Here is a 15104-nt window from a genome sequence, read left to right as displayed (position 1 = left end):
TGTGAACAGGCGTGGAAAACTGGCTCCGATTTCGGTAACGGGGCCGTCTCGTCAAGCGTTTTCGGCCACACGCCTTGGTCCGCCAAAGCGGGTTTCAGGAGGTGAGGTTGCCGTCCGTCCCTGATGCGCGTTCGATGTAATTCCGGCGTGCCCATCTCACTTGCATGCTCGCTATGCAGGTGCGGCAACAGTTAGACCCACGGCATCGCCGGAACCACGTCCCCACGGGTTCTCGGAGGCCCGCGTCCCGTCGCGCGGCGCCCCTACCGTCGTAGGTAATGGGAGATGCGCTTCAAGTAGCCCGGTCAGAGACCGCGCCGCTCGAAATCCGCCTCCCGCAGATGCAACAAGGGGGGCAGAAACTGCCCCCCTTGTTATATGTGTATGTGGCCGCTGGCTCAGACGAACAGGAAGTTGTCCATGGTCAGCGTGATCTCCTCGTCGCCCAGCAGTGTTACCAGGAGCTGTGCGTCCTCGCTGCCGTTACCATCGGCATCATAGGACAGCGTGCTGGATTCGGCATCCCACAGCAGCTGATCCCCCACCAGCGGATCGACCGGGTTGATCCCCGAGAAGTTGACCAAGCTCAGGCGGAACACATCCTCCGAGGCGTCGAAGTCGAGGATGGTATCGCCGCCTTCTTCCGGCGTGACGAAGGCGAAAGTATCCGCCCCTGCGCCGCCGCTCAGGACATCCGCCCCAAGCCCGCCGTAGAGCACGTCGTCGCCTGCGCCGCCGTAGAGCGCGTCGTCCCCTTCGCGGCCGATCAGCGTGTCGTCGCCCAGCCCGCCGTCAAGCAGGTTGGCCTCGGAGTTGCCAAGCAGCCGGTCATCGAACGCCCCGCCCAGCACGGCTTCGATGTTCGAGTAGACATCGGTGCCTTCGCCGGCGCTGACCAGCTGTGCCTCGGTGATCGACAGGTCCACGGTGATGCCGTCTTTGGCGGTGAAGAAGTCGAGCGTATCGAAGCCTTCGCCCCCATCGACAGTGTCATCGCCGAGACCGCCGGCCAGCGTGTCGCCACCGGTCCCGCCGAGCACCAGATCAGCCCCCTGACCGCCGTGCAGCCAGTCGTCGCCGGTCCCGCCGTCGAGCGTATCGTCGCCCTGGTTGCCATAGAGGCTGTCCGCCCCGAGGCCGCCCAGAACCGTGTCGTCGCCACTGCCGCCCATCAGCGTGTCGGCACCCAGCCCGCCATCCAGCAGGTTGGCTACGGCATTGCCGGTGAGCGTGTCGTCGAACGCCCCGCCCAGAACACCTTCGATGTTCGTGTAGACATCGGTGCCTTCGCTGGCGCTGACCAGCTGTGCCTCGGTGTTCGACAGATCGACGGTGACGCCGTCGTCAGCGGTGAAGAAGTCGAGCTGGTCGAAGCCTTCGCCTCCATCGACGGTGTCATCGCCGTGACCACCGGCCAGCGTGTCGCCACCGATCCCGCCGAGCACCAGGTCAGCCCCCTGACCGCCGTGCAGCCAGTCGTCGCCGGTCCCGCCGTCGAGCGTATCGTCACCCTCGTTACCGTAGAGGCTGTCCGCCCCGAGGCCGCCCAGAACGGTGTCGTTGCCGCTGCCGCCCATCAGCGTGTCGGCACCCAGCCCACCATCCAGCAGGTTGGCTGCGGTATTGCCGGTGAGCGCGTCGTCGAACGCCCCACCCAGCACGGCTTCGATGTTGGTGTAGACATCGGTGCCTTCGCTGGCGCTGATCAGCTGTGCCTCGGTGTTCGACAGATCAACGGTGATACCGTCTTTGGCGGTGAAGAAGTCGAGCGTATCGAAGCCTTCGCCCCCATCGACAGTGTCATCGCCGAGACCGCCAGCCAGCGTGTCGCCACCGGTCCCGCCGAGCACCAGATCAGCGCCCTGACCGCCGTGCAGCCAGTCGTCGCCGGTCCCGCCGTCGAGCGTATCGTCGCCCTGGTTGCCATAGAGGCTGTCCGCCCCGAGGCCGCCCAGAACCGTGTCGTCGCCACTGCCGCCCATCAGCGTGTCGGCACCCAGCCCGCCATCCAGCAGGTTGGCTGCGGCACTCCCAGTGAGCGTGTCGTCGAACGCCCCGCCCAGAACACCTTCGATGTTCATGTAGATGTCGGTGCCTTCGCTGGCGCTGACAAATTGCGGGCCGGAAACCGACAGATCGATGGTGATGCCGTCTTTGGCGGTGAAGAGGTCGAGCACGTCGAAGCCTTCGCCCCCATCGACGAGGTCATCGCCGAGACCGCCAGCCAGCGTGTCGTCACCCTCACCGCCGAAGACCTGGTCGTTGCCCTGACCGCCATGCAGCCAGTCATCGCCTTCGCCACCGGCGAGCATGTCGCTGCCTTGGTTGCCATAGAGGCTGTCCGCCCCAAGGCCGCCAATCAGCTGGTCGGTGCCGGCGCGGCCACGCAGCACGTTGTCGAGATCGTCACCGACCAGCTGGTCGTCGCCGGTGCTGCCCGAAACGTTCTCGATCCCGGTCAGATAGTCGCTGCCATGGCCGGTGTCCTGCTGTCCGGTGGCATTGAGGTTGACGCTGACACCATCCGTCGCGCCTTCGTAGTCCGCGGTATCGACCCCTTCCCCACCGATGAGGAAGTCATCGCCCGCGCCGCTGACCAGCGTGTCGTCACCACCCAGAGCCCGGACGACATTACCGCCCGCCGTGGCCGCAAGCAGTTCGCCAGCCTCGGTGCCGATGATCTCGGGCGCCTCGAAGGTGCCGTCGATGGTCAGCGTGTAGGTCTGCACGACCGACAGGCCGCCGGTATCGGTGACGGTATAGCTCGCCACGATGACCGCCTGCTCGCCTTCCAGCAGATCCGAATAGGCCAGCGGATCGACGCTCAGCGTGCCGTCCGAGAGGCTCACGCCCTCGGGCAGATCGCTGCCCTCGTTGCCGGTCGCCGTGCCGTTCACCGTGAAGGTGAGCGCGGTGATCGACAGCGTGTCGAGATCGTAATCGGCGTCGATGTCGCTGACCGCACTCAGCAGATCGAAGGTGACCGCATCGGTCTCATCGTCCTGCGTGCTGTCGCTGGGCGCCGGATCATCGGCCACCGGAGCTTCGTTGACGTTGATCACCTCCGCGGTGGATGCGGTCACGATCTCCTCTTCGGTGCCGCCAAGATCGGTGTAGACGATCCGGAAGCTGATCTGATGACCGACATCGTCGCGGTCGAGCACATAGACGGCGCTTTCCTCACCGGTGACGGTCTGCACCACCTCACCGTCGCGCAGCCACTCGATCGAGGTCGGCGCGTCCGGCATCCCGTCGGCGTCGCTCAGGGTCGTTCCTGCGACGATCAGCGTGTCGCCGATCTGCAGGTCGGTGGTGTCACGCCCTTCGGCGGTGTTGACGATGGCCAGATCGGAGACCGGCGCGTCGTTGACCGGCTGCACGTTGATCGTCGTGGTGGCCGAAACGCCGGGGTTGCCGTCGCTGTCGGTCGCGGTGATCTCGACGTGGCGGGCCGCGTCGGTCGGCGCGTCGGAGTCGTTGGTATAGCGCACCGAGCGCACCGCCAGCTGGAAGTAGGTCGGGTCAAGCCCGCCTGCCGACGCGGTGAGCGTCAGCTCCTGGCTGTTGTTGCCGCTCACCGTGATCCCCAGCGCCGCGAAGGTCGCGACCTGTGCCAGGGTGATCGACAGATACTCGTCGCTGCCGTTGACCGCGTCGGTCAGGGTCAGCACCACCTGATCGGTGTTGCCTTCCTGGTCGATCAGCTCGGCATCCGAGGTCGCGATGGCGATGCCCGCCGCGTTCTCGATGTAGCTGACCTGATAGTCGCGACCCTCGGCGTTGCCGTTGAGATCGATGACCGTCGACCATTCCACCGCGAAGTCGAAGACCACCGGTGCCGAGGATGCCTCGGCCCCATCCGAGACCTGCACGGTCACCGCCCGCACGCCGGCAAAGGCGTTGGGGTTGGTGTTCTCGTAGCGCAGGCTTTCCAGCGCTTCTTCGTAGTCGGCCTGGCTGCCGGTGCCCGAGATGGTCAGCGGATCATCTTCGGTGCCCGTGCCGGTGATGGTCAGCTCAGTGCCGCTCGAGGCGGTGAAGCTCGCGCCATCGGTCGAGGTGATGGTCTCGTAGATCGTGCCGAAGGCGTTATCCAGCGTGGTGAGGGCGTTGAGAACCACCGTGGCACCTTCGATGGTGTCACCGGTGTCGACATCGCTGAGGCTCACGCCAGCCTCGCTGAAGAGCGCCGCCGCCTCGCCACGGGCGTAGAAGGTGCCCGTGCCATTGACCGCGACCACCGGAGCGTCGTTGACGTCCGAAACCTCCAGCGTGACCTGACCCGAGGCCGTCGAGAAGGCGCTCTCGCCGCCACGGTTCTCGGCGTTGTCGGCGCCGGCAATATCCGCGACGATCGTGCCGTTGGTGCCGGTCGCCTGATCCCAGGCGTAATAGTCGAGCGTTGCGGTGGTGCCGTTCTCTTCGTCCGGCAGCACCCGCAGCAGAGCCTCCGAGGCCAGCAGCAGCACCTCACCCTCATCGAGGCTGATGGTGGTCCAGCTGTCGCCCTCGTCGAGGCTGTACTGCCAGTCGCCCGAGCCGTTGCCGTCAAAGCCGGTGCCATAGACCGCCATGCCCGACAGCGTGCCGTTGTTGGCGGCATGATCGCCGGTGTCGACATCGGTCACGGTGGCGTCGGAGAGCAGCGCGCCCACGGTCTGGCCCGCGTTGGCGGTGTCATCCTCGGTGATCGAGGTGGCTTCGACGTCGCCCTCGCTGAGCACCGGCGCATCGTTGGCCGGGGTCACGGTGAGCGCCACCGACCCGGTGCCGATCATTGCCGTGCCTTCGCCTTCGAGGCCGTTGTCGGAGACCGACACAGACAGCGTGTCGGTGCCGTGGAAGTCGGCATCCGGGCTGTAGGCCAGTTCGGTCAGCGCCGCATTGAGATCGGCCAGCGTGCCCGAGACGGTCAGCGACGCGCTCTCGCCATTAGTGCCGTCATCGAAGGTCAGCCCCTCGGTGTCGGCAAAGGCCAGCGTGCCATCGCTCACCGAGACGGTCAGCGTCAGCACCGCCGCGGCGGCGGTGTCGGTGTTGCGCTCGGAGACGTCGACATCATCCAGCGACAGGCCGGCGATGGTCAGCGTGCCGTCCTCGGCAATGGTCTGCGCCGGGGTGGCGCTGGTGACCACCGGAGCGTCGTTGACGTCCGAGACCTCCAGCGTGATCTGACCCGCCGCTGCCGAGAAGGCGGTCTCGCCGCCACGGCTCTCGGCGTTGTCGCTGCCGGCGATTGCCGCAACCACATCGCCGCTTTCTCCGGTCGCCTGATCCCAGGCGTAATAGTCGAGCGTCGCGGTGGTGCCGTTCATCTCGTCGGGCACGAAGCGCAGCATGTCGTCGGAGGTCAGCAGCAGCACCTCGCCCTCTGCGAGGGTGATCGTGCTCCAGCTGTCGCCGCCGTCGGTGCTGTACTCCCACGCGCCGTCGCCGGCACCGTCGAAGCCGGCGCCATAGACCGCCATGCCCGACAGCGTGCCATTGTCGGCGCTGTGATCGCCGGTGTCGACATCGCTGATGGTGGCATCGGAGAGCAGCGCCGCCACGGTCTGGCCGGCGTTCTCGGTGGCATCCTCGGTGATCGAGGTCGCGTCGATGGCCCCATCGGTCACCACCGGCGCGTCGTTGCGCGGGTCGAGATCGATGGTCAGCGTCGCCGGGGTGGCGTCGAGATCGACGCCGCCGTTGGCGGTGCCGCCGTCATCCTGCACCTGGAAGGTGAAGCTCGCCGCCGCCTCGCCGTTGGCGTCCTGCGCCGGGGCGTAGCTGAGCAGACCAGCGGTGATCTGCGCAACGCTCACCGAAGTGCCCGCCTCGATTTCCTCGCCGTCGAGCAGCAGCGTGCCGCTTGCCGGCAGGGTGCTGATCACCACAGCCGCCAGATCGTCGGCACCGCCGTCGAGCGGATCGCTGAAGCCGAAGTCGGCCACCTCGAAGGTGTAGGCGCTGTCTTCGGTGCCGGTGATCGTGCTGTCGATGCCGACCGGCGCGTCGTTGACCGCCACCGGGGTGATGGTGGTCTCGGCGCTGAGGCCGATGTTGCCGTCGGTGTCGACGGTCTCGACCGTCACGCTGCGGTCCGAAGTGTCGGGATCATCGTCGTTGTTGACGTAGCGCACGCCGCGCAGCGCCACCTGGAAGCTGGTCGAGGAGGCCCCGTCGGCGGCTTCGAAGGTCACATAGGTGGCCTGCGAGATCCCACCCGCATCGTCGATGCCATCGGTGGCCGTGACGGTGATGCCACGTGCGACCAGCCAGGAAATGACCGTGGAGGAGACCGTGAGATACTCCAGCATGGTCTCGCCGTCATTGTCCGGCGTGTCCTGCAGGGTGACGGTCAGGGTCTGGGTGAGCCCGTCCTGATCGAGGATCAGCGCGTCCGAAGTGGCGATGGCCACCGAAGGCGACTGCTCGATGTAGCTGATCACATGGTCGGTGCCCTCGGTCGCGCCGTTGAGGTCGACATAGGGGGCCCAGACCACATCGATGGAGACCGTGGCCGAATGACCGGCGACCGCGCTGGCCGAGGTCACTTCGGTCTCGCCGCTGTAGAAGCTCAGCGCCGCGCCTTCGGTGACACCGTCGAGCGGCGTGCTGGCGGTGAAGTGACGGCCATCTTCGACGCTGGCCACCGTGGCGCCGGTGTCGACACCATCGATGAAGATGCGCTGGCCGACGGCGATGTCGTCATTGTCCTCGGTCAGCGTCACCGACGCGGCGTTGGAGGTCTGACCCTCGGCATCGGTGACGGTGATCACCGCCTCGCGGGTGCCGACATAGGCGTTGGGGTTGCTGTTGTCGTAGGTGATGCCGCGCAGCACCGTCTCGTAGACGGAATGCGACGCGGTGCCGGTGATGCTGACCACCGAGCCGTTGGCATCGGTGGTGATCTCCACCGTCAGCCCCGCTTCGGTGGCAGCTGCCTGTGCCGCCTCGCTGAGCGACAGCGTCTCGAAGTTGGTGCCGAACTGGTTGTCGAACACGCCTTCGGACAGTTCCACGGTGGCCGAGGCAAGCTCGGTGCCGTCAAGATCGCCGAGCATCAGGTTCGGAGCGATGAGCACCGCCTCGCCGCGCGCCGAGAAGCGCACGTCGTGATCGTTGCCCGCGCCGGTCAGCACCAGCGCCGATTCCGCGCCCTCGCCATCGAGGAAGTCACCGGCGGTGAGCGCCGGGGTCTCGCCGCCCTCAAGCGCTTCCAGGAGCAGATACTCCCCCTGGCTGTCTACGACGGTCCAAGTGTCGAAGCTCTGCGCGGCGAACAGCGTTGCGATCTCGGCAGCGGTGCTGCCAGCGGCGATCTCGATGCTGACGCCATCGAACTCCAGCGTCTGTGCGGTGCCGGTCGGACGGAAGCTGATCACCGTCAGCGCCGGCGCTTCGTCAACGCCCTGCATGAAGGTCACGCCGCTGGCGTCGACGATCGGCGCGTCATTGGTCGCCGTGGTCTCCAGCGTGGTGGTCGTGGAGGCCAGCGTGCTGCCGTCTTCGTCCGCCAGGCTATAGCTCAGCGTCGCCGCCGTGCCGGTCTCGTTCGGCTCGGTGGTGTAATAGACGCCGTTGTCCAGCAGCCAGCCCTGCAGCGATGCGGCGCTGACACCCGAGAGGGTGATCTCGCCGGTGTGGTTGCCGGTGACGGTGATGCCGGCATCGGCCAGCACCTGCGCCGGGACACCGCTGATCGACAGCGTACCGCTGTCAACGGTGAGGGTGAAGCTCACCGCGGTGCTGTCGGGATCGCCTAGCTCGATGCTGTCGAGCAGGTCGAGCCGGGTGGCGCTGTCCTCGGTCACCGAAGCGGTGGTGACGATGCCCGACAGGATCGGCAGGTCGTTGGCGCCGTTGATCTCGATGCTCAGCACGGCAGTGTCGCTCAGCGAGGTCACATCCGAGACGGTGTAGTTGAACACCTCGACCAGCGGCGTCGAGTTGTCGTTCAGCGCCTGCACCGAGACGTTGTCCTGATCGAGCTCGTAGCTGTAGGCGCCGGTCGCCATGTTGACGGTCAGCGTGCCGTAGACGCCGGTGATCACCAGGTTGCCGTCGCTTTGCGCCGCCGGGCGGCCAGTGCCTTCGCGGTCTCCGGCGCGCAGCGAGGTCACGCTCAGCGCGTCGTCATTGGCGTCGCTGTCGTTGGTCAGCAGATCGCCGGTCAGCGGCATCGCGGTGCCAGGGGTGGCGTTCTCCGTGCCCGAGGCCTCGGTGATCGAGGCGCTGTCATCTGCCGCAACCGGGGCGGTGGCCGAGAGATCGACCTCGCGCGGGGTCGAGGTCACGGTTTCTTCGGTGCCCTGATCGTCGATGTAGCTGGCCACAAGGCGCAGGAACATGCCGCTGTCGGCCTCGGTCAGCATGTAGGTGCCGTAGGTGGCGCCGTCGATATCGCTGTAGGTGCCCTCGGCGCTGTCGGCGCGCTGCCACTGGTAGCTCGGGGCAGCATCGATCAGCCCGTCGCCGTCGGTCAGCGTCGAGGTCCAGACAGAGCCCACCGTCACACCGGCGGAGGTGATGCTCACCGCGCCTGCGTCATTGACGTTGGCCACGGTCACCGCGTCCGAAACCGGAGTTTCGGCGGCGCCGCCGGCATCGGTGTAGAAGGCCTGCACGCGCACGTCGCGCCCGGCTTCGGCATCGCCCGGGGTGAAGCTGGCGTCGGTGGCGCCGACGATGTCGGTCCACTCCCCGTCGATCTGCACCTGCCACTGGTAGGTGACATCCTCGGCGGCCACGCCATCGGCATCGGTCGGCAGGCTGGCGGTCAGCTCCGCGTCCTCTTCGGGAGTGCCCGAGATGCTGACGCTGCCGCCGGCGTTGGCGCTCCACGCCGAGATGTTCTCGTCGCTGGCATCCACATCGTTCACCGAGAGGGTGAAGCTGGTCTCGGCGCTGTTGTCGGCATCATCGGTGCCGCGGATGACGATGTCGAGGCTGGCGAACTCGCCCACAAGGGTGCCCGAGAGGATCAGACGATCGCTGTCCTCGGGGTTGAGCGACAGGCTCAGACCGACTTCGGCGGCATCGACCAGACCGTCGGCGGTCTGCACCAGCCCAACGTAGGTGATCGTATCCAGCGTCGCGGTGCCATCGGCCTGCCCGTCGGGATCGGTGAACGGCTTGGCGAAGTCGATCGAGACCACGCCGCCTTCGCCGACCGCCGAGGCGTCGACGTCGGCCAGACCGCCGGAGACCAGCGTCAGCGGATCGTTGGGCTCGCCGGCAACCGTCAGCTCGAGGGTGACCGAGGCATTGCTCTCGCCGTCGGTGGCAGTGACGGTGACCGACACATTGCCGGTGCCCGCCGGCGGGTTGCCGGTGAAGGTGGCGGTGGTGGTGTCGAAGCTCAGCCACTCCGGCAGATCGGCACCGCCTTCCAGCGTCGCGCTGTAGGTCAGGCCGCCATCGCTGTCCGACATATAGTCGAAGGCATCGGCGGACAGCGTGTAGCTGCCGAGGCCAGCACCGTCGGAGAAATCGACCGCGGCGGGAACCACGCTCGCGACAAGGCTGTCTTCGGCGCTGTCGTTATAGACCACCAGCTGAAACTGGCTGCTGGCAGTGCCACCGGAGACCGCATCCTCGGCCCGGATCTCGATCACCGTGTTGGCCGGTACGGTGCCATTGCCCGACAGGGTCAGCGTGTCGGCATCGAAGGAGAGCGCCGGATCGCTGCCTGCGTCGATCGCGGTGTAGCTTTGCTCACCGGTTTCCGCGTCGGTCGTCACCACATAGGCGGTATAGGTCAGCGGATCGCCATCGGGATCGCTGAAGGTGCCGGCGGGGATCTCATAGCTCCAGCCCGCGCCCTGGGTGTCGACGGTGATGTCATCGACCACATCCTGCGCCACCACATCGTCGCCGGAGCGGATTTCAAAGGCCGCTTCCGTGAGGTCGGTCTGTTCGCCACCGTCCTTTGCACGCAGCACCAGCGTGCCATCCTCGTTCGACACCACGTCGTAGCCATCGAAGCTGCCGCTGGCGAGCCCGGCGGCGATCTCGGCGGCGGTCACCGCGTCACCGGCGGTGATCTCGGTGCCGTCGATGGTGAAGCTGGCGCCGCCATGCGCGCCGCTGAAGTCGAGGGTGACGACCTGCGCCACGCCGTCGATGCCGTCGGTGACGGCCACGTCAGCCGCCAGCGAGGTGACATTGGTGAAATCGGCGGTGGTGAGATCGGTCTGGTCGCCGGTGCTCGCGGCAGTCAGCGTGACGCTGCCACCGCCGTTGTCGACCACGGTCCAGTTGCTGAAGCTTTCGCCGGCGAAGGCGGTCGCCACCTCGGCGGCGCTCTCGTCCCCGTCGAGCGTGACCGTGGTGCCGTCGAAATCGATCTGCGTGGTGCCAAGGGCGGCGGTGAAGGTCACCGTGACGACCTCGGGGGCCGCTGCGGTGTAGCCGGTCAGCGTGGGGGTGTCGTCGATCGCGGCCGGGGCCACTTCGGCGGTCTCCAGCGCGGCGTCGCTGATCGACGGATCGCCCTCGACGTCGCTGTCGATCCGGACCTGAAGTGCGCCACCGAAGAAGACCGCGCTGACGCCGTCGACCGCATCGACCTCTTCGGCGAGGCTGGCGCGATCGGTGGCCGCCGACACGTCGATCACAATCGGATCGCCCGCGTTCAGCGTCAGGGTCAGCGTTGCGGCGGCATCGGCCGTCTCGTCGTCGAGGATGGTGATGTTAACGTAGCTCGCGGACTCGGAATAGGCGGTCGTGTCCGAGCTGCTGACGAGCGCGCCGCTGCCGCTGTCGTTGAGCGCGCCGCTGGTGAAGGTCTCATCGGCGTTGCCGGTGATCACCAGAGTCCCGTCGCTATACGTGGCCGAGTAACCTGCGTCGGTGAACTCGTCGGTGGTGTTGAGCGTCGCTTCGAAAGATGCCCAGTCGGCGGCGGCGGGCAAGCCGCTGAGCGTCAGCGTCCCGGCATCCGAGGTGAGGGTGAACTCTGCCACATCGCCAGCGGCCTGACCGGTCACGTCGAAGGTGAGGGTCGGCAGCGTCTCGCTGTGCGCCACCGGGGTGCCCGGGGAGCCCAGCTCCACCGCCTCGGTGCCTTCGTCGAGCAGTGCCGGGGCGGAGATGTCATCGCCTGCCGTGGCGGTGATGGTCAGCGCGTCGTCGGCCCATGCAGCGGTGAAGCCTGCATCGCTGAAGCTGCTGTCACCGTTGAGAATGCTGGCAAGGGTGCTGCCGTTGGTGGCTGCCGAGACGTCGATGTTGATCGCGCCATTCTCGGAGCTTTCGAAGGTCAGCGTGCCGGCGGTCCCGGCTTGTGTGTTGGTGACGTCGAACACCACCGTCGAGAGCACCTCGGCATTGCCGTCGGTGTCGACCGACACGCCGGACGCGATGGTGCTGGCGGTAACCTCGAAGTCGGCAGTGGTGACATTGGTCTGGTCGCCGCCGGTCCGGGCGGTCAGGTTTACGGTGTCGCTATAGGTGCTGTCGACCACGGCGTCCCACGCGCCGGTGCCGTTGATCGCCGCGGCCACGGCGGCGGCGATGCCATCCGCGTCGAGCCCGGTGACGTCGATCTCCACACCATCGAAGGTGATGCTGTCGACCCCCTCCACGGCCTGGAACTGCACTGCGGCGGTCTCATCGGTCTCGGTCACGCCGGCGGTGTCGATGCTGACGGTGTAGGAGCCGCCGTCGATCTCGATCTCATCGCCGTCGGTGAAGTCGCTGCGCGCGCCCTCGGCCTTGGCGGTCAGGGTGAGGCTGCTGCCCACGGTGGCGGTGACATCGTAGCTCGACGCGCCATCTCCGCCGATGGCGGTGCCCGCCGCACTTGCGACATCGGCACCGCTGGCGTTCTCGCCCAGCGTGACCTCATCGCCGTCGAAGACGATGGTCTGGCCGCCGAGCATGCCCGAGAAGGTGACGCTGGTCACTTCCGAGGGGGCGTCGACCGCGGTCCAGCCCAGCGGTGTCACGACCACCGGTGCCTGGTTGCCGGTGCCCGACAGGGTGAGGGTAAAGGTCTGCGACACCGCAAGGCCTTCGGCGTCGGTGGCCGTGACTTCGATGTTGAGCGGCGCGTCGTCCCACTCCGCCGTCGGGGTGCCGGTGAAGGTGCGGCTCGCCTCGTCGAAGCTCAGCCAGTCGGGAAGATCGGCACCGCCCTCAAGGGTTGCGGTGTAGGTCAGCCCGGTGCCTTCGGCATCGGTCACCGTCCCGGCGGGAATCTGGTAGATGAAGCTTCCGGCGCCTTCGAAGTGCTGGTCGCCGATCTCGCTGGCGACCACCGGGGTGTCGTTGGTGCCGGTCAATGCGATGCTGAGCTGCTGCACGCTGGATGCGCCCTGCTCGTCGGAGACGCGCAGCACGAAGATGTCGTTGGCGGTCTGGCCTTCGACCAGCGCGTTGATCGCCTCCCAGTGGCTGGGGGTGTAGGTCCAGGCGTTGGTCTCGGTGTCGAGGGTCAGCACGCCGTAGCGGCCTTCCAGCGTCCAGACACCGTCGGTCAGCGTGCCACCGCGGATCGAGAAGGACAGGTCTTCGCTGTCGACGTCGCTGGCGGTGAGGCTCTGGGTCAGGCTGCCGGTGACGCCGAGGTCCGCGAGCGCGCTGTCGGTGGCGGCGGTCTCGGTGAGCGACACCGGGGTGAGGGTCGAGGTGAAGACCGGCGCGTCGTTCACCGCGGCGATCTCGCCCGCGATGCTGACGGTGGTTTCGCTGAACGGGCCATCGGCGGCGGGTGCCGTGGCATCGGTAAAGGCCGTGGCGGCACCATCGGTGTAGCCACCGTCATAGCTGCCATCGAGCGCATAGACGGTCAGCGCCGGCACGTCGCCGTTGTAATCCTCCGACGGCACAAAGCGCAGGCGGGCATCGGCGGCAAGGGTCAGCGCCGCATCGGTGGAAACGGCCGGCAGGTCGAGCCAGGTGCTGCCACCGTCGGTGCTGTACTGCCAGCTGCCTTCACCATCGGTGGCGTCGGCGGTGATGGCGATGCCGGCAAGCCCGTCTTCGGCGTCGGCGTCCGAGCTGATCGGCGCAAGCAGCGCCTCAACGGTGGCGCCGGTGTGCGCGGTGGAATCTTCCTGCACGCTGGGCATGTCGACGCTGGAGGCCGCCAGCACGATACGGTCGTTGACCGCGGTCACATCGATCTGCACCGATTGCGCGGTGCTCGAGGTGGCGCCTTCGTCATCGACGGCGACGACGCTGAACGCATCCAGCGTGCCGTTCTCGTCGGCCCCCGGCGTCCAATAGGCATTGAGCGTGTCGGTCAGCCGGTCGTTGGAGCCGACCGCCCAGGCGGTGGCGGTCTCGAGGCTGGTGCCGATCAGCAGCGTGCCGCTGGTCACCGCAGTGACCGTGAAGGCGACCACGGTGCCGTCGGAATCCGCCTCATCGGCCTGCGCGGCCAGATCGGCATAGGTGATCTCGACCTGCGTGTCCTCGATCGTGCTGTCGACCACGGCGATGTCGGTCAGCGTCGGTACGACGTTGGACGTCGGCACCTCTTCGACCGTCTCCGCCAGATCGGCGCTGCTCGCCGAGAACACATAGGCGAAGGAGAAGGTCTTGGATTCACCGGCGGCGAAATCGCCGAGATCGAAGCCCATGCCGATAACGGAATCGCTGTCGTAGCTGCCGTCTTCATCTACACCGGCCAGGTAGGTGGCCGGGTCGTAGCTCCAGCCCCCCGAGACGGCCGTGTTATGCTCAAAGCTGCTGTCCGAGTAGAGGCCCAGCACGCGGCCGCTGTTCGGGCCGGTCGCCAGCACGATGTCTTCGCCATCGATGCCTTCGGCACCGCGGGTGTTCTCGGTGGCGAAGGTCGAGGTCTGGGCATCGACATCGGGATCGATAAAGCGCGCATAGCTCACGTCGTAGACGGTGCTGTCGGTGGGGTTGCTCACCGTCACCGACATGGTGATGACCTGGGCATCGGGGCCGGCCAGCGTGTAGGTCTGCTCGACGATCAGACCGCCGAAGGTGCTGCTATAGGTGACCGAGCCCCAGGTGTTGCCATCCTCGGTGGTCAAATCCGTCGAAACCAGCACGGTGCCCGCAGTCGCTGCGCCGTTAGAGGACGAGTTCAGCTCGGTATAGAGGCTACCGTTGGCGCTCAGGCTGAAACCCTCATAGGCCGTGCCCGGAGTCAGCCAGTCCGCGGTCGAGACGAAATTGCCGGTGCCATCGGGATCATAGAAGATGCCCGGGGTGGTGTTGCCGCCATAGCCCAGCGTGCCGTCGTCGGAATAGCCGAAACGCACGTAGCGGTTCTGCAGGATACCGCTGGCCAGCACGCCCTCGAACTCGGGCACTTCCAGCGCGGCCGAGCGCAGCGCGCCCGAGGTCACCGACAGGTCCCACGAACCGCCAAGCGCCGCCGCGCCCACCGGACCTTCGGCGGCGGCCACTACAGAGCCGGTCAGTTCGGCAAAGCGCGCCACGAAGGCGCCGCCGGTCTCGCCGGCACCGGTGCGGCAGCCGTAAAGCAGGATGTCGCCGCCGCCGAGCGCTTCCCCAAGCGCGGCCAGCGTGTCGGCGTAGTGATCAAGAACCGCAACGTCGAAAACTCGGCCGCCGAAGACCAGCGCACCGGGGGTACCGTGAGTGATGACGTGGACCGTATCCACCGGGCCGCGCGCGCTCAGCGCATCGGCCATCGTCTGCAGAGGGTCCGAGGCTTCGTCAATTCGAATAACCTCGCATTTCGATTTCAAAGCCATCGAAAAGATATCGAGATCGGGAGCCGCCCCATCGATAAAAACGATCTGGGTTTTATTGCGCGCGAAATTCGACATTTTTACTCTCCACAGGTATAGAGCAGGGCCGCTGGACACCGCGCGAACCCCGGGAAATTTTGTTCAATTCTTGGCAATCCGGCACACGTCGACTGTCTCCGCACAAACATCAATGCGCGCGAAAGCACATGCCTCCGGACACGCCGGACGGCATTTCGTTTACTGGATTTTATGAGATTTTTTCCTCGGCCCGTCCCCTGAGCCTGAGGTCTCGCCCCTTACTATTTAACACTTTACTCGATCACACACTGCGATCCCCAGCTTTGATTAACGTTCGTTAACAACTCCGTCAACAATCAGTGTCCGGCGAAATATCACTTTTTGCATTCCAGGTTTGGTATGTGA

At 66.4% G+C, this 15104-nt stretch carries 1 protein-coding gene; it reads right to left on the bottom strand.

Annotated elements, in window-relative coordinates:
- Positions 1 to 398 precede the first annotated feature (398 nt).
- Complete coding sequence (locus ACXAD2_RS06375; RefSeq protein ID WP_475168325.1) at positions 399 to 14759, bottom strand: DUF4347 domain-containing protein; 14361 nt, start codon at positions 14757 to 14759, stop codon at positions 399 to 401.
- Positions 14760 to 15104: the final 345 nt, after the last annotated feature.

The organism is Salipiger sp. ABN3_019 (genome assembly GCF_056158605.1).
Note: the sequence above shows the minus strand (reverse complement) of the source record. Positions and strands in the feature narration are given on the sequence as shown.